The sequence below is a fragment of the Pseudobacteriovorax antillogorgiicola genome (assembly GCF_900177345.1).
Lineage (GTDB): Bacteria > Bdellovibrionota_B > Oligoflexia > Oligoflexales > Oligoflexaceae > Pseudobacteriovorax > Pseudobacteriovorax antillogorgiicola.
This window is the reverse complement of sequence record NZ_FWZT01000002.1, coordinates 416,913-440,610: the sequence shown is the minus strand read 5'-3', so window position 1 is coordinate 440,610 and position 23,698 is coordinate 416,913. Positions and strand designations below refer to the sequence as shown.

At 44.2% G+C, this 23,698-nt stretch carries 22 protein-coding genes; 13 read left to right on the top strand and 9 right to left on the bottom strand.

Annotation, left to right across the window (positions count from 1 at the left end; all coding sequences use genetic code 11):
• Positions 1–34: 34 nt before the first annotated feature.
• Positions 35–727: a TIGR04211 family SH3 domain-containing protein gene (locus B9N89_RS04320; protein WP_132314988.1), complete on the bottom strand. Its 693-nt coding sequence runs from the start codon at positions 725–727 to the stop codon at positions 35–37.
• A gap of 229 nt (positions 728–956) precedes the next feature.
• On the opposite strand from B9N89_RS04320, the gene B9N89_RS04315 reads away from it, so the two are divergent.
• The 3 genes from B9N89_RS04315 (at position 957) to B9N89_RS04305 (ending at position 6,121) form a co-directional block, all read left to right on the top strand.
• Entirely contained in the window at positions 957–3,116 is a 2,160-nt protein-coding gene (locus B9N89_RS04315) for a lytic transglycosylase domain-containing protein (RefSeq protein ID WP_132314990.1), read from the top strand.
• A 61-nt stretch (positions 3,117–3,177) separates the two neighbouring features.
• Positions 3,178–4,131: a metallophosphoesterase gene (locus B9N89_RS04310; RefSeq protein WP_132314992.1), complete on the top strand. Its 954-nt coding sequence runs from the start codon at positions 3,178–3,180 to the stop codon at positions 4,129–4,131.
• A 169-nt stretch (positions 4,132–4,300) separates the two neighbouring features.
• Complete coding sequence (locus tag B9N89_RS04305; RefSeq protein ID WP_234996064.1) at positions 4,301–6,121, top strand: hypothetical protein; 1,821 nt, start codon at positions 4,301–4,303, stop codon at positions 6,119–6,121.
• Here B9N89_RS04305 and B9N89_RS04300 read toward each other — a convergent pair.
• Entirely contained in the window at positions 6,097–6,840 is a 744-nt protein-coding gene (locus tag B9N89_RS04300) for a 3'-5' exonuclease (protein WP_234996063.1), read from the bottom strand. The genes B9N89_RS04305 and B9N89_RS04300 overlap by 25 nt on opposite strands.
• Positions 6,841–6,927: 87 nt before the next feature.
• On the opposite strand from B9N89_RS04300, the gene B9N89_RS04295 reads away from it, so the two are divergent.
• The 4 genes from B9N89_RS04295 to B9N89_RS04280 all read left to right on the top strand — a co-directional run bounded on the left by B9N89_RS04295 (position 6,928) and on the right by B9N89_RS04280 (position 10,577).
• Positions 6,928–8,925 (top strand): HD-GYP domain-containing protein, encoded by a 1,998-nt coding sequence (locus B9N89_RS04295; protein WP_132314998.1) that lies wholly within the window; start codon positions 6,928–6,930, stop codon positions 8,923–8,925.
• A 50-nt stretch (positions 8,926–8,975) separates the two neighbouring features.
• Positions 8,976–9,596 (top strand): leucyl/phenylalanyl-tRNA--protein transferase, encoded by a 621-nt coding sequence (aat, locus tag B9N89_RS04290; RefSeq protein WP_132315000.1) that lies wholly within the window; start codon positions 8,976–8,978, stop codon positions 9,594–9,596.
• Positions 9,597–9,774: 178 nt separating this feature from the next.
• Positions 9,775–9,972 carry a 30S ribosomal protein S21 gene (gene rpsU, locus B9N89_RS04285; protein WP_132315002.1) on the top strand — a complete coding sequence of 66 codons (198 nt, stop codon included), beginning with the start codon at positions 9,775–9,777 and terminating at the stop codon, positions 9,970–9,972.
• Positions 9,973–9,986: 14 nt separating this feature from the next.
• Positions 9,987–10,577 (top strand): IMPACT family protein, encoded by a 591-nt coding sequence (locus B9N89_RS04280; RefSeq protein WP_159455135.1) that lies wholly within the window; start codon positions 9,987–9,989, stop codon positions 10,575–10,577.
• Here B9N89_RS04280 and B9N89_RS04275 read toward each other — a convergent pair.
• A complete protein-coding gene (locus tag B9N89_RS04275) occupies positions 10,520–12,202 on the bottom strand; it encodes a TldD/PmbA family protein (protein ID WP_132315006.1) in 1,683 nt (560 codons plus the stop codon). The two genes, B9N89_RS04280 and B9N89_RS04275, sit on opposite strands and share 58 nt — an antisense overlap.
• Before the next feature lie 65 nt (positions 12,203–12,267).
• Between B9N89_RS04275 and B9N89_RS04270 the strand changes: the two genes are divergently transcribed.
• Complete coding sequence (locus B9N89_RS04270; protein WP_132315008.1) at positions 12,268–12,942, top strand: SOS response-associated peptidase family protein; 675 nt, start codon at positions 12,268–12,270, stop codon at positions 12,940–12,942.
• Positions 12,943–12,955: 13 nt separating this feature from the next.
• Here the strand turns inward: B9N89_RS04270 and B9N89_RS04265 are convergent, their stop codons facing one another.
• The gene (locus B9N89_RS04265) at positions 12,956–13,417 is read right to left on the bottom strand and encodes a hypothetical protein (RefSeq protein ID WP_132315010.1); all 462 of its coding nucleotides are present in this window, start codon (positions 13,415–13,417) and stop codon (positions 12,956–12,958) included.
• A gap of 328 nt (positions 13,418–13,745) precedes the next feature.
• On the opposite strand from B9N89_RS04265, the gene B9N89_RS04260 reads away from it, so the two are divergent.
• On the top strand, positions 13,746–14,165 hold the full coding sequence (locus tag B9N89_RS04260) for a hypothetical protein (protein WP_132315012.1): 420 nt from the start codon (positions 13,746–13,748) through the stop codon (positions 14,163–14,165).
• 187 nt (positions 14,166–14,352) lie between these two features.
• Complete coding sequence (locus B9N89_RS04255; RefSeq protein ID WP_132315014.1) at positions 14,353–15,534, top strand: HD-GYP domain-containing protein; 1,182 nt, start codon at positions 14,353–14,355, stop codon at positions 15,532–15,534.
• A gap of 11 nt (positions 15,535–15,545) precedes the next feature.
• Here the strand turns inward: B9N89_RS04255 and B9N89_RS04250 are convergent, their stop codons facing one another.
• A complete protein-coding gene (locus B9N89_RS04250; RefSeq protein WP_132315016.1) occupies positions 15,546–15,815 on the bottom strand; it encodes a TMEM165/GDT1 family protein in 270 nt (89 codons plus the stop codon).
• Positions 15,816–16,047: 232 nt separating this feature from the next.
• Here B9N89_RS04250 and B9N89_RS04245 point away from each other — a divergent pair, with 232 nt between their 5' ends.
• Positions 16,048–16,446 carry a response regulator gene (locus B9N89_RS04245; RefSeq protein ID WP_132315018.1) on the top strand — a complete coding sequence of 133 codons (399 nt, stop codon included), beginning with the start codon at positions 16,048–16,050 and terminating at the stop codon, positions 16,444–16,446.
• Positions 16,447–16,487: 41 nt separating this feature from the next.
• Here the strand turns inward: B9N89_RS04245 and B9N89_RS04240 are convergent, their stop codons facing one another.
• Complete coding sequence (locus tag B9N89_RS04240; RefSeq protein ID WP_132315020.1) at positions 16,488–17,138, bottom strand: coiled-coil domain-containing protein; 651 nt, start codon at positions 17,136–17,138, stop codon at positions 16,488–16,490.
• Between the two features lie 533 nt (positions 17,139–17,671).
• Positions 17,672–18,268: a hypothetical protein gene (locus B9N89_RS04235; RefSeq protein ID WP_132315022.1), complete on the bottom strand. Its 597-nt coding sequence runs from the start codon at positions 18,266–18,268 to the stop codon at positions 17,672–17,674.
• Between the two features lie 217 nt (positions 18,269–18,485).
• Here B9N89_RS04235 and B9N89_RS04230 point away from each other — a divergent pair, with 217 nt between their 5' ends.
• The gene (locus tag B9N89_RS04230; protein WP_159455134.1) at positions 18,486–18,929 is read left to right on the top strand and encodes an NUDIX hydrolase; all 444 of its coding nucleotides are present in this window, start codon (positions 18,486–18,488) and stop codon (positions 18,927–18,929) included.
• Between the two features lie 85 nt (positions 18,930–19,014).
• Here B9N89_RS04230 and B9N89_RS04225 read toward each other — a convergent pair whose 3' ends face one another.
• Positions 19,015–20,316, bottom strand: a complete 1,302-nt coding sequence (locus tag B9N89_RS04225; protein WP_132315026.1) for a DUF1552 domain-containing protein — start codon at positions 20,314–20,316, stop codon at positions 19,015–19,017.
• On the bottom strand, positions 20,313–21,908 hold the full coding sequence (locus B9N89_RS04220; RefSeq protein ID WP_132315028.1) for a DUF1588 domain-containing protein: 1,596 nt from the start codon (positions 21,906–21,908) through the stop codon (positions 20,313–20,315). Before B9N89_RS04220 ends, B9N89_RS04225 begins: the two co-directional genes overlap by 4 nt.
• 747 nt (positions 21,909–22,655) lie before the next feature.
• Between B9N89_RS04220 and B9N89_RS04215 the strand changes: the two genes are divergently transcribed.
• The gene (locus B9N89_RS04215; protein WP_132315030.1) at positions 22,656–23,663 is read left to right on the top strand and encodes a hypothetical protein; all 1,008 of its coding nucleotides are present in this window, start codon (positions 22,656–22,658) and stop codon (positions 23,661–23,663) included.
• The last annotated feature ends 35 nt before the right edge of the window (positions 23,664–23,698 follow it).

The window sequence follows — 23,698 nt, the reverse complement described above, 5'->3', positions numbered from 1 at the left end:
ACGGCGACCCTATCGGCCACCTTTCAAGGGGCTCTCAGCGAAGCCGCACCCCTTTGTTCCGACGGCCACGAGGCTTCACATAGGGCAGCATAAAGCCTGCTAAGCCCCCCAAACTAATAGCAAATAGCCCTAGCTTGATGCCCTCATTGCGTTGGTTCGACTGAAGACGAACATTTTCGCGACGCAGTTCCTGAACATCTTGGGCCAGCTTGTCTTTTTCGGCTTTGAGACGCTTATTTGCCTCAAAAAGCTCGATCGAATTGGATGATATGTTTTTAATATCGTCCAGCCTGGCCTCTAGGTTGCTCTCCTTGCCCTTGAGCTGCTTATTTTCCGAGATCGCAAGTTTAAGTTTGGCCTTGAGTTCTTCAACCGTGTCCTTCAGAGGCTCTTGCTGACTTTGCAGTTTCTCGAACTTACTCTCTAATTGAGACAGCTTGTATTTGGCAATCGGCTCGTCCTCCAAATACCGGGTTTTTACCCAACCCTCGGTGCTGTCTTGTCCTACCAATCGAATCTTTGCGAAATCTGAGTCGCTTTTGTCACGCTCCACGATCGTAACTGCCGTGCCACTTTTCAGATGGCGTATCACGCGGCCTGCATTCTTACTCTGAGTTTTTAGAGGGATATAGAGTGTGTCTGAAACATATTTGGTTGCTCCCAGCAGTGAAAAGCTCACCCAAATAAGACTCGTTAGGACCACTGCATTTCCGGCAAAGCACCTCATCCCGTCCTCCTTTTCGATTCCTTAATCTTTTAAAATCCTATGATGTTTCCCCCATAAAAAAAAGCCCATATCGAACAATTGTACAACTGCTAAGCGTTCAAGATCCCTAAATCTATCAGATATTTGTCATATTTTTCTAAAGTTTTTAAGCAGTTTTTCCGATAAAGAACCCAGCGAAACCTAAATATCGAATTGCTTGTTGTACACCGTAGATCGGGAGGCTCATGTCGTGCACCTATTTCTGCTATTTGCACTTCTATATCCGCAGCTCAGCCTTGCTTCAACCCAAAGGCCATTGTCTGCATTGCGAATTAAACTTCATCAAAGCTCTGAAGGCATTCGAAGCAAACTTGACGAGTCAAAAAGAGCCTTCGAGGCGACTGTCCACGAAAGGTTTCTCCATAGCGAGTCTGTAGAGGAGCGACTCAAAGCAGCCATTTTCTTGGGAACCCTTTACAAAGGGCAGAACACGAGGCTATCACAGCAGTACTTAGCAACGGCAGCCTTGCTTCAGGACCCCTTTAAGACCTCTGAGTTCCGTGAAATGATTGCGCTTGCACGAGCGGAAAATGCCGCAGAGTATCAATTCAACCAGGAATCCATCGAGCTGATCAAAAGTCTTCTAAAAAGGAGTAAAAAGCTCCCATGGAGGATGGTCAAAAGTGGTTTCGAAACCGTGATGGACTACTACCATTCGCAGCAAGACCCTATGACATTTTTAGAGGTGTTTAAGGATTACTACCACAGTTTACCGAATTTCGTGCTAGATAGTCGGTACCTACAGATGGCGGCAATGGTTTTAAAGGAGCGGAAAGAATATTACTACCCGAGTTACAAACGAGTTCTTGAAGTCCTAGCCTCCTGGTACCCCTTGAATGGGGAAGCCGAGTGGGCCCTGAACCAGCTAGATACTCTGGCACAGGAGGGGCGCTATAGATTCAAGCTCGGCTATCTTAGAAAGCTATATCTGAATGGAACGATCAGCCAAGAGGCTCGGCAAAAGATCTTAGGTATCATTCGTCGTCCAATTCTAAAGGACAACAAGAAGACACCTCGCCGCATGGACAACTTAGAACTCGTGAAATTCTTTGTTCGCATTCGTGAATATGGGGAAGCCCTTGCTCTGGCAAAGACGACCTTCGAATCTAGCCAGAGCCAGTACCAACGCTGGCTGGCTGAGCAATGGATCGCATTCATCCATGGTCGGATGGGAAACCATGAGACAGCCATTGCAATGTATGAACGGTCGCTTATCCTAGAGAATAGGCCGAATACGTTCTTCATTGAAAACTACGCTGAAAATCTCATGAAAAACCAGCGTCACGTCCAAGCTGCTAGTAAATATCTAAAAGCGCTAAAAAAGAAGAATCATTATCGTTTGCGGTGGTATGCCTTCTGGAATAGCTATGCAGGAAAGATGAATCAAGATGCGCTCGACATTATCAATGGACCTGAGCGAGTCTTTAACTCATATCCCCTAAATGACAAGGCGAATGAGTATTGGAACGGTAAAATCAACTTGCAGCAAGGCAAGCAAATCGATGCCATTCGAAACTTCAAGGACGTTGTGTCTGATCATCAGCACAGTTACTACAGCACGATGATTAAAATCCAATATCAAGATATAACTCCAGTTTCCCAACATCCCATTGTATCTAGAAAGCTTCATGACGAGCATTTACCTTTTGGAGAAAGTGATCTAAAGCTCGCCTTAGACTGGGGGTTCGCTCCCCAAGCTGTAGATTTCAATGAGATTGAGGAAAGCCCGCTTCCAATTTTTGGAGCTGGCCCTCTGCCTTTAGCAATTAGCGTCACAAGCATCAGTACTAAAGAGCAAGAAGAGCGACTTAGAAAGTCTTATCCTCGCATCCTAGAAGACAAGGTTGGATTTATTGCGGAAGAGTTAGAACTCGACCCCTATATCCTGTACGCATTGATGAGAGCAGAAAGCTCGTTTAACCCAGTTGCAGTATCAAATGTGGGCGCTAGGGGGATCATGCAGATGATGCCCTACACGGCTGTCAAACTCTCTGAATTTGTTAATGACCAAAGGTTTTCCCTCGAAGAACTCAGTGACCCCGTTCACTCCATCTTCTATGGCGCTCTCTATTTCAAGTATTTACTAGAGATTTATAAGGGCAATCTTTTTGTCGCTATTGCAGCCTATAATGCTGGCCCTAAATCAGTTAACAGCTGGCTGGAAAGCTGCACACATTGCCAGGTTGATGATTTTGTCGAGTTAATCCCGTTTAAAGAAACGAGACTTTATGTAAAGAAAGTCATTAAAAACTACGCGACTTATAAAGATCTTTACGAAAGCCAACCGATTATGACTCAAATTCCAGAACTTCCTGTAGTTCCTGCAGAATTTGATTCTGAAGCATTTTAAAATCCGTTGATTTTCTCACCTACCGTGATAGGCTTCTGGATAACATTCCAGGAGCTTATTGATGTTCAGATTATGGCCTTTCGGTCTGTTGATCGCACTGCTTATTGGCTACGGTCATTGGCGCGAGAAACGCGCAAAGATGAAGGCTGGGCCACTTGTCACTGAGATAAGTATAAGAAACCCAGAACAAGTAAAACTGCTAGCCTTCGGTGATTATGGAACTGGCACCCAAGCCCAGAAAGATGTTTTCGATCTTGCTGAGACTTTATGCTTTGAAAAAAATATCGATGGAGTCCTGCTGCTGGGCGATAACATTTACATGGATGGAGTCGCCAGTGTTTCAGATCCCAAGTGGAAGTCCATCATTGAAAACTTCTTTGATCGACCCTGCCTATCTAAAATCCCACGGTATCCTGTCCTTGGCAACCATGACTATAAAGGCAACGCCGACGCTCAGATTGAATACTCAAGGCAGAACAGTCAATGGTACTTCCCCAATAGATTCTACTCTATAAAACTCGGCAAGCTGGTGGAGATCATCGCCCTCGATACAAATTATCCCGACCTTTGTTTTTCAGCTTCAGACTGTGTGGTAGACTTTCTTTGGCAAAGGCTACAAGAGTCTCAAGCACGGTGGAAGATTGCTTTGGGCCATCACCCTGTTGTAGGTTCAAGCTCTAAACACCCTATAAGTATTCAAGCTAAGCTTTTCCAACCTCTTCTTTGTCAGCTCGACGGATATCTGGCTGGTCACTCCCATCACCTAGAACACATAAAACCAAACGATTGCTCTGGAGACTTCTTTATCTCGGGAGCTGGTGGAGCTGAACTTTACCCCCCTGAACCTGGCCTTGAGACAAGCCGATTTGCAAAAGCCAGCCACGGTTTGCTATTTCTAGACATTGATGCTAGTGGAATTGAGTACAGCTTCTTCGATACAGATGGCAAACGACTTTATCGCTACTCGACACAGCAATTTGCACAAAAAAGCCAGGCTGAAACTGATGCCTACTAGTAACGATTCGATAAGGTGGTAATAAAACAACAACCTCACCTAAGAAAGATTTCTTCTAAATCTTATCGCTAGTTAATGTTTCTACAAGTATTATCCCCTTTTTATTGGCTGCTGTTTGGTGTAAAACACTTCTATCATTTCCTTACAAAATAGACTGAATTGACGAACGTTGCAGCGACAAGGTCTTCTTGCTATTGCGTACAAGTGGATCGCAAGTGGACACGACTTCAAGAGGCAGGATTTACTAGTGGCAGATCACATTAGAGATACCTATCACAAGACAAACTTTCTAGAACTTGGATACCTAGCCTTCCGACAAGGCTTTTTTAGGCATGGTAGACTTGTCAAGGTTTTTCATGAAGCAGGTCAACTTGTGGATGCAAGCGAACTATCAGACTTTCGGCCTCATATTGTTCGAATTCCCGACTTTCCTCTCAATGTGGAAGACAATCTAGACATAGTCCGTTGTATTGAACGCTTAAAGTCAAAGTCCCCTAAGATCATGACTTTGGGTTTAAATGCATCAGATGTTGTCAAGTACGCTATGGCAGAGAATCGAAACGTCAAAGAACTTCTAGAGTCTTACAAACAGGCTGGTCTCGACTATTTAGGAGGCAATGATTTTATCAATTGCGTTAGTAAATCTGCGAATGCGGCGTCCATGTGGTTCGAAGTTCACGAACTAGCTCATAGTATCGGACTACGTTCCGAAGTTTGTCTCTATCCCACACCGGATTTGGACTATGATACGCTTTGCGCCATATTCCATCGGATTGACCAATTGCAGGATCAGTATCGCGGCTTTAGTTATATAAGCTTTCCCGATCGTGGCCGCCTCAGAATGCAATTACGCTTAATTTCACTCGCGCGTTTACTAATACAGAACATTCACGACTTTAAAATTGTACTCAATTCAAAAAATACGATCTCATCTCAAGCAAAGCTTGGGTTTGGCATCAACCTCGTGGCCTGTGAACTAAGTGAGAACAATCAACTCAATCGACAAAACTTTGACACGATCATCAAAAAATCCCACCGAATCCCTGTTGACTTTGTGGAACATGCATTAAATGAACAAGAAGCGCAGAGCTTTAACTCGATGAAGCTTTATCGCCTCAAAAATAGTAGCAATCACGACTTAGACCACCTCAACGAAGTGATCACCCACAGCCCACTCCCCGCGATGGGGGTCAGTGTCGATCAGGCTTCCCATGACATCGAATTTACCGACTTCCACGCCCTAAGTATTGACACAATCCTGAGTGGTAAAGAATCCATTGCCATTCCTACAAACCGCAATATTGCTATTTGTTTCGGCTGTATGGATGATCAAAATTCAGTTTCACCATTTGGCCTAGAATCCTTAAAGGCTTTTCTGAAAGGTCGCGAAGGACAAGTACAACTGGTTGGCTTTCGAGGAATATGGGCCTTTTGCCAAGCATTAAAGATTAAATTGGAAGACTTTGCACCGATGATGCGTGACGCGGGAATAAGCGTCGTTTCAAGCTCAGAGTTAGAAACCGAAGCGTCGTTGACGACTAGTGAGATCATCAACCTTCACCGAATATTTCACAGCAACAATATCCGAACGGTTGCCAAACTAGAACTGGCAGCTCCTTACAACGGCACTGACACAGCCTTCTGGCAGCCATTCTTGCAACGCCTCCTTGCGTTTACAAGTCTGCACGAAGACACCGGGATGGTCGACGGAATTATTGTCCAGGAGTCGAGCAACTCGTTTATCTCCATCCAGGAGTACTTAAAGGCAGTATCCATCACTAGAATTGTAGCCCGCAACATTCAGAATATTATAACACCGATCAATCGGCTGTTCCGCGGCGTGATGCAACCAAAGATTACCACGGACAGAGAATTTAAGAACGTGGTGGACCTGCTACAAGCCTTTGGCGGCACTAAACTTGGGATCAAGAATGAGCCAGCAGGATCTGGCTCACCAGCAGAGGTCTATGAAAGTATCAGCTCTTCGTGAAGGTCGGCATCGGGGTAAACTTCTTCAGCTAAGAAAACTCTTTCACTTTCGATCATGTCTTCTAGAACTGTTTTGTACCAGACCCTCTTTGCACCATCCCATCGGTAAGCCCTAGCCTTCAGTTTATCTTTAGATTCAAATGGCGCTGCGGTCGCAAAAACCCGATATTCTTTCATAAATGACTTCCGAACCAGCTCTGCAAAATAAGGGCTCATCAACCTAAAGGTGGTGGCACAGTCGAATAGTGCTCTGTGAGCAAATGAGTTGACAAAGCCATGATCGGCAGCAAGGTAATTTAAGGCTCGGGTCTTGAAGCCATGTTTAGCCCAATCGATGTGTTTCATTGAACAAGCCCAGTGAGCATCCTCTAGCCCGGCAAGTTCTGCCCTTTTTTCTAAGAAGCTACGATCAAAATCAGCGTTGTGAGCAATGATGATAGAGCTTCTTTGGATCGCTGCTCGCACATAGACCCAATCTATTTTCTGTCCTTGAAGCATATAGTCGTCGAGTCCAGTAATCTTTTTTATCTCTTCGCTCAAAGCCTGCTTCGGATCTTCAACCGCACCGTACATATTCGTGATGGCAGGAACGGGTACGTCTTCTGATATCCTAAATTCGATAAGCCCGAGCTCGATAATTTTGTCTGTTTCTGGATCAATTCCTGTGGTTTCAAGGTCGATGATCAGTCCGGTATCCATATTCTGTCCTTTATAGGTCATATTGGCATTAAGTCGCATTTGTAATAGAATAGAGGTAGCTACAAGCAAAACACGTTTCTAAGCTGCACCCATTTCATAAGAGTACTCATGAGTACGGCAAAAAAAGTTGTTAAACAAGAACATTTAGACGTTCTTAAAGACCTAGATATTCAAACCTTTGAATCGCTTGTCGCGACGATTTCAAGCAACGAATACTTTCAGGCCTATGAAGTGGAGTATCCCACAGATGGAGTGTTGAGCCTCAGCTCTGGCCCCATCCACTTGGTTATTGTTGAAAAATCTGTTTGGAATGACAAGCAATCATTTCGACCATTCTTCGAACGTCGCCAGGACTCACATCTGTGCATCTGCCTCAGTTTTCTTGATAACGATGCTGACGTTTTGGATCTTGAACTCGATAGTGACCTACATGGTATAGGCCTCCCTGTTTCAGGCATCCAATTAGCCGTAACAATCGATAATCACTTCCGTCTACAGCAGGCCATCCACTCATCCACAACCGATAAAGAGAAGGTCGCCGAAACCTCTGAACACGTCAAATATGTCCTTAGAATTTCACGAGAACTCAATGGTATTCGAGATACCAATAAGCTTTTGTCACTCATTCTCCTAAAGGCCCGTGAAGTGACTAATGCTGACGCTGGCTCGATTTATGTGGTGGAGCGCCAGGATGGAAGCAATGATGGAGAAATCGTTTTCAAGGTGACACAGAATGAAACCGTCACCCAAGCACTTGACGAGTTTAGAATTCCCATTTCAGAAGGCTCTATCGTTGGTAATGCCGTGGTCAAAGAGCACAGCATCAATATTCCAGATTTGTACCATCTCGACCCCGACCCCGATAAGAACCCTTTCAAAGTAAAGCATGATCGCACTTGGGATGAAAAGATTGGCTATCAATGCCGCTCGATGCTGACTCTACCGATGTTTGATATTTCCCATCAGGTCATCGGCGTCATTCAGCTGATTAACCGGAAGAAAGACAATATTCCGAACTTGAAAAACCTAAAGGACTTTTCAGAGTTTGTTCTCCCTTTCGAGTCAGCTTCTGTAGAGTATGCAGAGATTGTTGCTCAGCAGGCTGGTATTGCCCTAGAAAACGCGCTGCTAACCCAGGAAAAGGAAGAGCTATTCGAAGGGTTTGTCCATGCCTCAGTTACTGCCATCGAGCAACGGGACCCGACAACTTCAGGTCATTCCAACCGCGTCGCTCAATTGACTCTTGGTATGGCACAGCTTCTAAACGATATCGACCATGGAAAGTTCGCATCGATTCGCTTTGATAAAAATCAGCTAAAAGAAATTGAATACGCTTCCTTGCTACACGATTTTGGTAAGCTGGGAGTACGAGAGCAAGTATTGACCAAAGCCAAGAAGCTTTATCCATGGGAGCTAGAGCTGGTTCTTGAGCGTTTTGATCATATTCGATCACGACATCAAATAGAATACCTAGAAGACACTATCAAGTACCTTCAGGATCAAAGAGCCTTCCCTCCTGGCTTCGGACCAGAAAATCTAAAACGATCCTACGAGCGAAAGCTTAACGAGCTACAAGAATTCCTTGAGTTCATCCTTAAATCGAACGAGCCGACAGTTCTAGAACAGGGTGGTTTCGAAAAGCTAAAAGACATTGCAAATCTTAGCTTTACCGATTGTCACAAAAAGCAGAAGCCCTTCTTAAAAGCCCGTGAACTAGAGGCTCTCTCTGTATCACGAGGCTCCTTAACAAGAGAAGAGTTTGCGGAGATTCAAAGTCACGTGAATCATACCTATGAGTTCCTTCGAAAAATTCCTTGGGGACGGGCTTTCTCAAATGTACCTCAGATTGCTGCCAAGCATCATGAAAAGCTCGATGGTTCAGGCTATCCAACCTCTGCGAGAGGCGGAGAGATTCCGGTGCAAACCCGGATCATGACGATCTCTGATATCTATGATGCTCTGACAGCGTCTGATCGCCCTTATAAAAAAGCTGTCCCAGTTGATCGAGCCCTAGATATTTTGAACATGGAAGTCAAAGCGGGCAAACTAGACTCGGATCTATTTAACATCTTTTTAGAATCAAAAGTTTACAACTCCACCATGTGAGCCTCATCTTCTAGATGTTGGATCGGTTTACTCGTGCTAGAATCGGGCCCATGACGACTTTGAATAAAGACATTCTCCTGCTCGCATATGCAAATGGCTTCTTCCCCATGCCCCATCCGCAAACTGAAGAGATTTGTTGGTTTAATCCAGATCCTAGAGCTATCATTCCCCTAGAACGCTTCCACCTTTCTCGCTCACTGAAACGATCCTTGCGCCGATATCAATTTGTACCCACCATCGATCAATGTTTCACTAGAGTGATGCAAGAGTGCGCTGCCCGGCAAGAAACATGGATCAATAACGAAATTGAGGCAGCCTATCATGAGCTACATATTGCTGGCCATGCACATTCGTTGGAAGTATGGCAAGATAATAATCTAGTAGGGGGGTTGTACGGCGTTGCACTGGGCCGCGCGTTCTTTGCTGAATCAAAGTTTCATCGCGTCACGGATGCCTCGAAAGCCGCTGTATATTTTCTTACAGAGCATTTAAAAATGCAGAACTTTCAACTTCTGGAAGTTCAGTTTCTAACCCCTCATCTATCCCGGCTCGGAGCGATCGAAATTCCTGCGAGCGAATACCAGAAACTCCTAAAGGACGCGATTGCCCAATCTGCCGACTTCACAGAGTTTCGATACCAATCTCCCTGGCTCACGAAAGAAAAGCCTTAACTAAAGGCTAAGTTATACCGATTCTTATGCAGCGTGACACGTTTCGCTGGATTAGTGCGCTGTTTTTTTTTACCATGGGGCATCCCGTTGCGGGAAACCCGGACATAAGTCGATTAATTTTAGGCACTTAGCCTGAATTTTTGTAAGTATAAATGACTATTTTATTACAGAGGAGTCTATGCCCGGAGTAAGATTAAGAGACGGAGACAACGTCGAGAGAGCACTCAAAGCTCTTAAAAAGCAAGTTGAGAAGGCAGGTACTATTGCTGAACTTAAAAAGCGTCAGCACTATGAGAAGCCATCGGTGAAACGAAAGAAAAAACTTGCAGCAGCTAAAAAGCGGCTCCTCAAGCAGCTTCGGATGATGAACTCCTAATTTCTGGAAATTATGTGAGCGAACAGATATTTACGAAGCCGATCACCATCGAGACGGTAGAAAAAAACTCCCGTTTCATTGGTTTCGGTTCCCCATGTGCCAACCAAGATGAATTCAATCAGTTCTTACAGGACCTTAAAAGTGAGTATCGGGACGCCTCCCACCACACCTTTGCCTATCACATTCGAGATCATGGCACGGCCCAAATTAGAGCTTCAGACGATGGAGAGCCATCTGGAACAGCCGGTAAGCCAATTCTGAATCACCTTCAAGGCAATCGACTGATTAACACGGCGATCGTCGTAGTTCGTTATTTCGGAGGAATCAAGCTCGGGGCAGGGGGCCTCGTGCGCGCTTACGGCAACTGTGCGCGGGAGGTGATTCAAGCCGCCCAGATCGAGCCCTATATCGAACAAGTTCCTATTGCATTTTCCCTGGCTTACGACCAGCAGCGGCATCTGGAGTACTGCCTTGAACGAGCCGGTGGCTCTGTGATCAGCACCGAATACACCCAGCACATGAAGTGCTGGGTACAGATTCCCAAAGATCACGTGGAAGATTTTCTCGGCCTTTTGGGTTTAGATCGCGACGAAGTTTCCTTTTGATCAAACCAAGGTAAGGGCAACGCGTACTGGGTTACCTTTGCTGGATTTTTTAGCTGAAGCTCTAGGTTTGATAGCAACAAGGCTGGTGAAATCGTGGAAACAGGAATCGTTCCCGACTCGGCGCCGCAATACCCGTTGTCGACATGATAATCCTTGCCTACTGCAACGATATTCGCCAGGCTGCTAAGGGGAGTACCAACAAAGTCTACACCCCGCACAAGGACTTCTCGACCTGTAGGATACACCTTGACTGCTGTCGTGATGTCACCAAGGAAGGCCTGGAAGTCATAAGCTTCTGTTTCCGTCTCACCCCCTTCCACTTCTAACAGGATAAACCCATAGGGAGCCTTCTTCTTCTTCACCAGCTGAATCAGTTGTTCTTTTAACTCAGCCCAATCTTTGCCATCATGACTCTCGATCACAAGGTTTCCCATCCTGCTAATAGGGCGCTCGTGAAAGTGATTGCGAGCATGTCCGTTACTTCGGTGCCGAGTCTTTTTTATAGGACTCCGTGTGGTTAAAAACCCCTTCAGCACACCTTTTTCCACTAAAAGCGACTTCTGCGGCGCTACTCCTTCATCATCGAACGGGTAGTGGCCAACAAGAGTATTTCCTGAAAAGGCACGGAGGGCTGGATCGTCATAAATCGTCAGACCCTCATGCATGATTTTCTGCCCGACGCGATCTTTGAACGTGCGACCTTCGTTTTCGGAGAGAAGCCGGTTGCCCTCTAAACGATGACCAACGACCTCGTGAATAAAAAGGCCCGCAGGTTTCGGCGCAAGTAGAACAGGCCCCGCAAAAGAGGTCATTTCATGACTCGATTCTAGCTGGTAGAGCGCCTCGACTTTCTCCTCGATCTGTCGCTTAAAAGTTTTCAGGTCTGGTAGCTCACTGATATCACAAGTGTGGGTCACGAGAGTATAGTCCTGATTCACCTTTTTGGTGTGATACCACATGTAGGCACTAAGACTGAATACCAGCTGCTGCCATACTCGCTCCACCCCCTCCGAACTAACGTAGATCTTTGTGACCACTTCAGCCGTGAACTCGCAAAACGAGCTTTTGATTTCTGGGTATTTTTTAAATACCAAGCTAGCCTTTTTCACCAAGTTCTGAAAATGCTCGTAGTCAACTTTATGGGTCTTAATATGACTCAGATCAACCACTGCAGCGTGTTTTTCAAACGAAGGCATGGTTTTATTTTCATCTAGATAGCTCACGTCTCTGGACTTGCGTCCATGATAGGCTGAGACAGCTTCCCGATACTTTGCATCTGTCAAGCGCCAGAGGCCAAAGCGAATCGCATCTTCGCTATCTTCGACTGGCATTTCAATCAACTCGTAGGATTCATTTTCCGTGGAATTGTCGCTCAGCCCACCCTTTGTCACGTGATCGTAGCGATAATTACCAACGCGAACATCAGCATAGCAATTGCGCTTGTGATCTTTTTTTTCACTACACAAGGCTCCATAACGGCCCCAAACTTCGTACGACTCTACATCACGAAACAGGTAGCTGATAAAATATGGACGAGGATGACCTGGGGCCTTAAGCTCCCTCATCGAGCGCTTGAGTTCTTTTCCCAGCGCATCACGTACCTTGTTAACAGAAGCTTTTTTCATGAACTTTCCTTGATCGTGAGACGATAAAATACTAAGCCATAGCTTAAAATAGGAGACTAGACTCCATGTGCTACTCGATGTTGATCGAACAGGACCTTAAAAACCTCGAAATCGAATTTGACGCTGAAGTAGATCAAGATGCCTTCTCTCGGTACGCGTCTATGACTCAACGAGACTCTAAGAAGTACAAGATCATCGCAGAGAATCCGCGGATCTATCCAAATTACTTTGCTCCTATTGTTACCATGAGGCGGGGCAAACGGATCGTCACTCCCATGAGGTATCGCGTTCGACCCAGCGGCTCACAATCAGAAGTACCAAGTAAATACAACATGTTCAATGCTCGAATTGACTCTCTTCTTAATCGGAAAAGTTGGCGGCCCCTGATTATGAAACAGCACGGCATTGTGATGGTACAAAGCTTTTTTGAGTGGGTCACAAGCAAGGGTAAAAAAGAAGTGATTCAAATAAGTCCCAGTTCCAAAACATTTATGGCAGTTCCAGTGATTTACGACCGCTGGGTATCCCCTGATGGTGGGGAGGGCTACGCCTCATTTGCTGTGATTACGCGGGCCCCTCCTCCAGAGGTCATAGCAGCAGGGCACGATCGCTGCCCCGTATGGCTGAGCCGCAGCCTCTACAAGCCCTGGCTTGAACCTACTGGCATGGCGGAAGATTTGATTGCAAAGATAGACCAAGAGAATCCAGAGCCCCTCGATTCTCAAGCTGCCACTCCTTAGATAGTTCCCAACATCAGTTCTCGATATATTTATCGATAGTGATTGTAATATCTTGGGTGCCAAGGGCGACTCCAGAGGCTTCCCCGGTAAGGTCTCCTGGCTGATCTCGACCAGCATTACCATCAAGATCCAAGCGGGCTTTAACTCTAAGCTTATAAGGAGGTGGTTGGTTCTCTCTCATCACCATAAGGCGCTCCTTAGTCACAAAGAATGGCAGGCTACCACCGGCTTCTGGCGCCTGATCCAGGCGGAGCTTCATAGCCCCATAGGGCATTGGCATCGGGCTTTCTTCATCGTAAACCACAACAAATAAAGTACTAATATTACTATTAATTTTATCAGAAAAGGACTCTGGAATGACCACCTCACCAGACACGTAAATATTCGATTTTTCACCGAAGTTCATGGCCGCCACCACCGACAAAATCGCCACAAAACCAACGACCAGTGTGCCAATCAACGCTATTTTCTTCATTCTATCCCCACGAAAATCACAACTGAATTGTTTCAAGGTGCGAAATATCGAACACTTAGGCAAAGTGCCCGCAACTCGCCAACCAAGAATATACTCCACTCTGGATATTATGCCAATAAGATCAGCAATTTATCAGAGTTCGCTGAGCCCAGACTTCCCTGCGAAAAGCTAACTATCTATTATAATTCATGATACAAAAAAAATTTGTCAATCCTATCATTTCTTATTGACATACATACCATATCGACGTATAAACAACCTATCAACGCCATATTGGCGTTAATGAGTTTGAAGATAAATCTGCAAATTGCTGTTAAGGAATAAATAGATGAAGTTGATTTTTTGCTTATCCACACTCGTACTATTCAACGTTGCCTGCGGTTCTGCTTCTTTCACTGGCTCAAAAGGTCGTGGTAATAGCGGTAACGAAGTTCCTCCTGAAGTTGTCTGTAGTGACAAGGATGGTTGCGAAACCCCTGAAACTCCAACAACTGAAACCCCTGGAACACCAGCTTGCGATACAGCAGACTGCCCAGTAGAAGGCCCCAACACTCCTGAAGGCCCAAGTAAGCCTGAAGAGCCAGGACCTGAGACGCCGGTTGAGTGTACTGTCGATAATAGCGGTGATGACTTCATCGAAGAAGACTGTGTTGAGACTTGTGAGGATGGTGAGTCTTGTGACAACCCAGGCCAGAACGATGATCCTTCACAGAATGACGACCCTTCACAAAGCGAAGATGAGTACTAATACTCAGAGTTCTTTATAAGCCATGACATGCTGAACATTCCTATTGGGCCGCTCTTCAACAAGAGTCGGCCCATTTTTAAGTCTTCATAATTAATACCTTTAAATTACGACCTAGGGAAACTGCTAAATGAATTTAAGATGTCACCGATTCTGTTCCTAAGGGGCTAAAAAGTTCAATAGGGTTTCCATGGGAAAACATTACAAAATATCAGAAGCGACCCGTCGCCGTTGTCATATTTTCGAGGTAGCACCGGAAGACCAGCATCGCTTCACCATCATCAGCCTTGAGCTTTTCCACTACCTATTCGAAGTGAAGCACATTGACTTCAGTATCTATTTCCGCGTTGGCAACACCATGATCGAATATATCACCCAGAGAGAATTCTCCCATGAGTTGGTCAACAACATCATAAAATCGCGAAATAAAGAGTACGATGATCTAGATATATGTCTCGAAACGAAGGACATGCCTCACTTCAATGGCATCATAAACAATGTCAGAAACAAAAAAATTCATAACCTTCTGCAAAAAGACCCACATCTCGACCCTGACACCCTCAAGCTGTTTAGTAACCTCTCTGCCGCCAGCCAAATGGTTGTCAAAGGTGGTATCGATCAAAAGGTAGCGACCTTTGCCAAGGAAACTGCTAGCCAGGTGATTGATAACCTCATGGAATCTGAGATTGCCATTGGTACCTTAAGTCGCATGGTTCTCGCTGATCCGACCTTGTACGATCACTCAGCATCAGTGGCCATGATCGCTGGTGTCATTGCTCAAAAGCTTCTGAAAAAACCGAAAGAGATTTCTGAAAAGGTCGCCCTAGGAGGACTGTATCATGACGTGGGAAAAACCTGTGTACCTTGCTATATCCTAAACAAGCCAGGCTCTTTTACCCCAGAAGAATTTGAAATTATGAAGACTCATACGACTCTGGGCTACGAGGAGTTACTGAAGGCAATTGACCAAGGGGCTCCCATCGAACAGGATGTCGCTCGGGTCGCCCACGAACATCACGAAAAATTCAAAGGCGGTGGCTACCCATGCGACAAGCATGGTCGCCTTGAAGAGCATGATCATGGCATCCATGAATATGCTCGAATTGTGACGATTGCCGACGTTTATTCCGCCCTTCTCATGAAACGAGTCTACAAAGAAGCCTTTTCCCAAGAGAAAGCTCTTTCAATCATGCAGAAAGCTTCAGAACAGTCTTACGATCCAATAATCTGGGGGATGTTCGAAAACAATGTCCAACGATCCCTAAAGTTCTACGATCTCCTAGAAAAGCGAATTGAGGACAAAAGCAAAATCATCGATATGGATGAGAAAAAGAAAAAAGATAAGGCTCAGAAATCCAGGAAATCGAGCTAAATTTTTGGCTCTCACGACGTCAGTAAAATCCACACTCCAACAACAATAAATAAGCTACCTGAAAGCCACTTCATAACGGAAGGCTTGATAAACTCTCCTAGCAATGAGCCAGCAATGACTCCTAGAGTTCCCGCAAGGGCTAGACCCAAGACAACGCCAAGAAGAACAGATAGTTTACTGCTTGATCCTGCTGATGCTGCAATGGCAGCAAATTGAGTTTTGTCGCCAAGCTCGGCGATGAAAATTGCTCCGAATGTCGTGAGAAACACTTTCCAATCCATAGCGCTTTCCGTCTTGCAAAAGATTGCAAAAAATTTGAAATTATCGTTTCTGCACTTGAATTGGTGGAAATAACAACAGTTTTCTTCCTATTGTTCCTGGCCTTTCGTTGCTCTTCATCGTCAGACAGGCTTGTCCCCAAACAGTGCGAACCAACCCAGAAAGTGTCTACTTGCTAAATATTTTTCAAGGCATAAAATCATATCTGAACAAAATACTAGCTGGTGGGCAACTGTGAACAAGCATAACAAAACGGCGGGAATTCTATTTCTCGATGATTCTCTCCCCGTCTTAGAGATGATGTCAAGGCACGTAGAGAAGTGGGGGTATACAGCCTATCGCGCAAAAAATGCGCAAAAAGCTCTGAGTTTAGTGAAAGAGAACCCTGATATTAAGGTCTGCTTTATTGATCTCAATCTTGGTGCCAATGAGACCAATGGATTCTATGTAATAAGAGATTTAAGAGCCCAATCTGATCCCAATAGGAACTTAAAAGTTGTTCTTTTAACGGCTGCTGCATCGAAGAATATTGGTGAGATAGCCAGCTCCTTAGGGGCAGACTCATACCTTACAAAGCCAATCGGCTCAGGAAAGCTCAGAGGTATCATAGAAAGCTTTCTAGCCGAAGGATAGGTTTTTCTTACGTACCTAGAGTCATGCAACCTGAGCCAGCTCTATTCCACTGAATAGAAGTTTCCTGCTAAGCATATTAAGAGAGTGTCACCATTCAGTAAGGCAATCTCCCCTGGAGTAAAAGTCTCCTCATTTGCAGAACAATTTTCTCCTTCTTTCCCTACAAATCGAAAATTTGGGCTAAAACAGCGGAATATTTCTCCGTTGTAGGAAATTCTTGCGCCCGCATCATACTTTTTATCACCAATAGTACAGCCATTGGGCTCCGCATCATTACTAGAACTATCTTCCTTCGGTTCCTCAAGTTCGTTCTTAAGGTTGTCAATATTAGCCTGTAAGATCTTATTTTCATCTTCGATCTTATCTATGGCATCGGATTTCTCGTCGATTTCCTTTTGGCTTTCAGCTAACTCTTCTTTTAGTTTACCTAGCGATTCTTCAAGATCTTTCTCGTCGGAGAGAAGATCATTTTGAAGGGAATCTACTTTGGCTTTCATCGCTTCATTGGCTTCTAATGCAGCTTCTAGGCGTTGCTCAAGTTTGGATATGTCGCCCTCACCTTGAGCTGCATCCGTAGGATTCTCATCAGTGACCGTAGTATCTAGGGGCCTATTTTGGTTTGACTGACTTCTCTTACAGCCCATCATTGTAGTGATACATAAAAAAATAACAAGTAGACTTCCTGCTTTCATGCCTGTGCTCCTTTGCTACGTCCATCGATAATCTGCAAAAACAAAAATGCAACTCTTAAGCCAATAATTCTGATTTTCAGGCTGCGATATATATTGTTGTAAACACGAAGGTTTTGGTATTTTTAAAAAAATATCTTACATAGAGACTGATCTAGATCTTTAACATCCCAGATATCGATTTCTAGTAATTTGCCGCAGTTAGCGCTGGATTGCTATTAATTACAACGTGTTTCGGCAATGGCATCAACCATGGTTAGCGATCGGCGTACTTGTGTTAATTGAAAAATATCAAAGGATTGACGGATGCTTCGCGTTCTGTCTTGGATACTAGTGCCTAGCCAAGTTGAATTCTTTTGGCTAGGCAACAAGGAGCGAGCAATGAGACAGTACGTGCTGGCTACGGTGATAAGCGAGTGACGAGGTCAACAACGCGAGGCTTCAAATCGACTAGGCACTCGATTTAGGGGAAGCTTAAAGACATTACATCAAAGGAGTTGCCGATATGATACTGGCAACTCCTTTAAAGAGCATTCCTATATGCTAGGTTTGATCACTCGTGGTTTCGTTTGCACACCATCTACGAAGTGATACAGCTGGTTGACTACCCCAGTTTGTAGGAGCTGAATGACTGAATCTCCATTATTGCCATTAAGCCCTAGATAAAGCTCTTTCACATTCCCTGTTACATTAACAGTCACATTGTTATCATTACCATTGACCCAAAGACAAACCTTATTGATCTGCGCTGCTGAGTTAAGGTTGATTGTCACTTCGTTCTCGTTGCCATTGACTAGTATATTCTCATACTTACTCACGTTAAAAACTGGGTTCCCGTTATTATCATTGAAACTTTGGGTGTACTCATCTCCCTCTGCAGCCGAGCATTCGGAATTTTGAATCGGAAGATTCACCTCTTCCACTTGCCTTACCTCCTCTTGAGGCAAGTCTATCACTGAGTCAGGACCAGCGGGAATTGAGTCTGGTGACGTCCCACCGTTTTCGGGAAGCTTGGCCTCTAAGTTGGACCCTTTACTAGCTTCCTTGTTACTTCCGCCACTTTGAAATTGATTTTCTCCACAGGAGCAGATCAAACCTAGGATCAAGTTTGAAAGAATGAACGATCGTTTCATAATGCGGTCCCTCTAAATAGTTACTTATTGCATGCTCGCTATAATTTCGATTGGTCTTGTTGCTTTTCGTCTTTTGATACTAGATTATTAACACTACTACGATTACTCTATGAGTTACCAGGCGTTAAAGGTGACTATTATTCGAACGCCTAGATGTAAGTATGCGACTTCTTTTTATAAATCTTACTCGCGATCAAGAAACATGGGAGTGTTTCCCGTGACTAAGCTAGGAGAAATATTACTTATGGTAGCCATAAATAGAATCCGAACTAGCGTCGTCGTAGTCCATAATAATGCTATCCTAGGCTTCACGGGGGAGGACCCATATAGTGGAAAAAACTACTTTTTTATTCCTGGCGGAAAGATTGAGGCAGGTGAAACCCCTTCTCAAGCAGCCATTCGTGAGACCCTAGAGGAAACCGGCTATAACATAGAAATCGACGTGGAATCTGAGAAGGTAGAAAATTACGATTTTAAGTGGAACGATCAGATCTATACTTGTCAAACAAGGTTCTTTCGGGGCTATCTCCAATCAACCAAAGCCCGAACTGTCGACGATGCTAGCTACCACAGGGGGGGTGTCTGGCTTCCCCTTAGTGAACTAGATGAAGCTTTGAGCTATCATAGAACGATACAACGAGTGGTGAAAGATCTTCTTTAGGGGGAGGCGAAGGATCAACACCCTCAGTCAAAAGGGTGCTGTTTTTCCAAAATGGTTGCAAGAATACTCGTTATTGGATTCCGGTCTATACTAAAACATCATCGATAGATTGCGTATCTCTGAGATTCAGTTGGCTAGATTCCATTTCAAACAACTTAGCGATCGTTGCAAGAACATTATCAGTACTCTGATTTTGACCTTGATAGTGAAAATTACCTTTTAGTTTGTTGCCCGCCTTCCCTATCAATAGAATAGGAAAATCTCTCGTGGAGTGTCTCAAAGCATGGCTCATCTCGGATGTAGCATAGATACAGGTGCTGTCGAGCAAGTTGCCATCACCCATAGCCTGGCTTCGTAGCTCCGTGGCAAGCGTATTAAGGTGCTCCATGACTGCTGTAGTCATTTGAGAAACTGTCCCTTGGGCATTAGGGTTATGGGTTGTCGAGTGATGATCTCCTGCTATTCCAGGAAACACCGTATTCGTCGCCCCTCCACTAAACTGAAATGAGATCACTTTACTTGTGCCACAGGAAAGAGCCAGAGTCGCAAGTTTCGCCATGATGTCATTCTTACCTTTGAGGGTCTCACCAGTAAGATCCATTTGAGGATCAATTTCACATTCCCCAAATTCACCATTAGCTTGCTTCTTCAGTTTCGATTCAATCTCGAAAATATTTTCTAAGTGAGCGTCAACTCTCTTTTGGTCTGACATTCCTAATATTTTCTTCAACTGCTTGGCATCTTCTTTTACAGCATCAATAACTCCGAGCGATAGCTCACTCTGAACTATAAGTGCCTTCTTCTCTTCTTCCGTTTTATTTATTCCTTGGAAGAGGTTTGCGAAAACCTGTTGTTGATCAAAAATGGGCTGAATCGGCGCTTGGTTCCGGTAGGAAATATTATTGAAAATTTGAATATTCTCGAAATAATGTTGCTGCGATACCCCTAACTGAATGCTCTTCTGAAGTGAGTTTCCCCCAATATGATCCGCAATAGCCTGATCAATAGTATTGTTTGGATGTGGTGAGCGGCCACTAAACTCTGAACCAGATAGGGCCGCGTAGATTCCTGACTCATGGGTTCCATTTCCCGAGCGACCATTAATACCAGATAGAACTGTCAAGTACTCCTGGTTTGCAGCGAATGGCATAAGGTTTGGGGAAAGCTGAAACTGTGCTCCTGCCTGCTGCGGGAAAAAGTCTTCGGGTATAATACCATTGCCCCAGAACCACAAGATGAAGTTATACGGTAGATTAGCTCCATTAGCCAACGCATCTCCATCGTTATTCAACAGTATGTCTAGCAATGGTAGGGCAACGGTCAATTGCACCCCCATCTTCGTTGTACCAGCCAGAAACCTGCGTCTAGTAAGATCTTTTAGGATCATGATTTTTGCTCCTCATTGATTTTGTTGGCAATCTCTTTTGCGATTTCGCTAATGAGGTCTTTCAAAGTATAGGATGATTTCTCTGATTTTTTTGTCAGTGCCTTGATCCATTCATCGGAGTTGGAATCAGGCTCTAGTCCTGTTGCTATCGCAAGCATCTTTTTAACCAAACAAGATCTTGATTCCGGCTTTTTGGATAGCTCCTTCATCAAATCTGCTGGCCCGTCGAAGCTAACATCATCAAAGCTATCTTTTGTTATAATAGGAAATCCGTTTTCTTGATTCCTAAACCTTCCCTCCTGATCAAAAACTTCAAACGCCAAACCGATTGGATCCATTTTCTTGTGGCATATTGCACATGCTTCCTGGGTCCCATGAACTTCAAGGCGATCTCTCATAGTATTAAATTCGTCCCCTTCAGGGAGAACCACCTCTTCATCACTCGGTGGTGGAGGAATGGTTTCACACATAAAGCTTTCCAATATGAAACTACCTCTTAAAGTCGGAGACGTTTTATCTACATGAGCCAAAAGTTTCATGAAACCAGGAAGTGTCGCAATACCAAGCCTATTTTGGTTCTTAGGCAACGAGATAACTTCTGATGTACCGGCAATCGTTTTACCGTAGAAATCCTCAAGAGGTTGTGTAATTCTTGTTTGGTCACCCAGATAAATATCATAGAACGAGCCATTAAGCATATTTAGGCTGATGAAATCATCGATTTCTCGCTCCATTGCAACGATAAGATCTCGGCTCGATGCTTGACTATCGGCAAGCTTTGCAAGTCGCGAAACTCCAAAGATCTCCCGAAAGATATTTTTAAACCTCTCTTCAAAATCCTTCGATGCAATCAGCTTGTCAACAAAACTATCGATAGATTCGCGGTCACTCAACTTTCCGCGTCTAGCTAGATCAAAAATTTCTTCGTCTATTACCTTATCTTTCAAAAATACGCTCAGAAACTGAGCAACCGAATAACTAGCATTTCCAACTAATGGTGAAAGGTAAAGAAACTTCGGTGACTGCAAAAAGTAGGCAAGTCCTTGGCTGATGCCATCGCAAAGATTTTGATTCTCTTTTCCGATGACATCCCGAACGATCTGATTATAGCGACTCATCTCAACCTCAGTTAAAGGCCTTCTAAAGAGCTTCTCGCCAACCTGTTTGCCCGTACGCACCGCGCATTCATCAAACTGACTTTTAATACAGTCGCATTGAGACTGAAAACTCTGTGTTCCAGTGTATTCTGCTGTAATACTTAGCGCCTTGTTATGGAGTTCAGTTGATGATGCAATTGAAAAAATTGAAATCCCTGTACCAAGACTTGTCAATCCCCTTATTCTCGCTTCGTCTGAAGATTGTAGATCTGGCCTCATTCCAAACACTTCTTCAATTGCAGAAACAACCTGTTCCCGGCTAGCTTTACGTAGGGCATGAGGTTGAGGTATTGATAAGCCCTCGTCCTGATCCTTTACGGTAGCTTCGCCTTTTGATATAGGAAGTGGTTTAAAAGGGTTTCGACTACAGGCAAGTATCATAAAAACTACGGCCAAGCCTATTAGTAATCTTGATGTTTCATATAGTATTTTCATTGCTCCTCCGCGCTCAAAACTCTATTCCAAAGTGAAGACGAGCAATTCTTGATCCACAAGCATGACCTTTTAAAACAGAGATTTAGCGAGGGAGTCCACTGATTAAAGCCAACGATAGCAATCCAAAAAGATATCTATTATTAGGATGTTCTAATGGAAATGTTAACATTAGAGCAAAAAAATCAGCCCTACGCTCATTTTCATAGCTTGATCAAGCGCACGTGAATCATTGCTACTTCGATCACCTGCCTGTACTTGAGGCACAATTTTGTGACTCTACGACTCGACGTGTTAAAAAAATGATGCACTGGGAAGTTATGCTAGAAAACAAGTACTCTTTTAAAGTGATCGTGAGTGATTACTGAGAAATGTAAAAGAATCTCATTATAGAAACAGTGGCCCAATACCCCCTTGTGCAAAGAGTTAGTTTATGGGACATACTGAGAACCAGACATTGTAGGCTATCAGCTTCAATTCACGAGATGCTGAAGAAGAACGCGACATCTGAATAGATACAGAGAACACGGTGTATGCTGTCCTCTTTCAATAAAAAGAGCATTTCTCTGTTAAGTCTTGAAAATCGAAGGAAGAATCAGCACAGGACTACCAAGTTAAGTTCTCCTTCATTTTAATAGGCTTAGATGACTGAAACAGTCAACCACTCGATGGTACCCATTTTGCTAATCACTAGATGAAGTCTTCTTTTAGAAGGCGACACGTTTTAATCCCCATAAAGGTGTAATTGCTATGAAACATTTGAATCTGTTGTTGTTAAAGGGGTTTGTAGTCTCTGTAGTTTCTTGTGGCGGCGGTAGCGATGATGGCAGTAATCATGATCAAGGCCAATCTCCCACTACACCCGTTGCTTTGTTTGCAAATGCAAATTTCGAGGGCGAGTCACAAGAGTTTGAAATTGGCGAGTATACTTTTGCCAAATTATCAAAGGTCGGTGATAACAAAGCTTCTTCCATCAAAGTCCCTCCACATCTTACTGCGTACGTATGTGAGTACTCGACTGAGCTGGGAGCCTGCAAGATAATCAAAGATGACCAAGCAAACTTAGATGATCTAGATGATAAAATTTCTTATATTCGAGTCGTCTCTCGTGAGGATCAGATTCAGTTTCAAGAGAAAACATACGAATCAAAGTCATGCACCGCAGGTAAAAAGAGATCACTAGACGAAGATAAGTTTGTTATGTTTGATTCTTTGCTAACTTACCCAGCGGGAAGTTTTTCTATCAATGGAGAAACAGCCGAAAATTCTCAGCGGTTCTTTGATACCATGCTATTATCAGCGCGCAGGGCTAGGGATACAATAAATGAACTGAATATCTTGTCTCCCTATTTATCTAGAGCATTACTAGAAGAGAAGAAGGTAGAGCTGGGATACTTTGATCCCGCTCCCTTCTTAAGATCCCCGGATGATAAGACTGTAGAAGTCGCTGGCGGCTTTTTGCTCTATGAATCAAGAGAATCAAGTCAACGTTTTAGGGGTAGACTTAGCCACCTTTGGGAAGGTAGTTTTATTCACTATAGCAGCAGCTTTGAAAAGTTGGAATATCAGTGGCATAGGGATGATGATGGCACTGAAACGTTCACCATGAAGCAAGGCGACAAGGATTTATTCACTCTCAAAGAGACTTCAAATTGCAGTGGATCTTTAACCTATGTTAACGAAGATAGCAGCACCTCCACAGTCGACTGGAATGTTGTAAGCGATCAGATAGAAGCTAGCTTGCGGCCAACGAACTAGATGCCCGCATTCTATTTAAAGGCTCCTGCCATTTG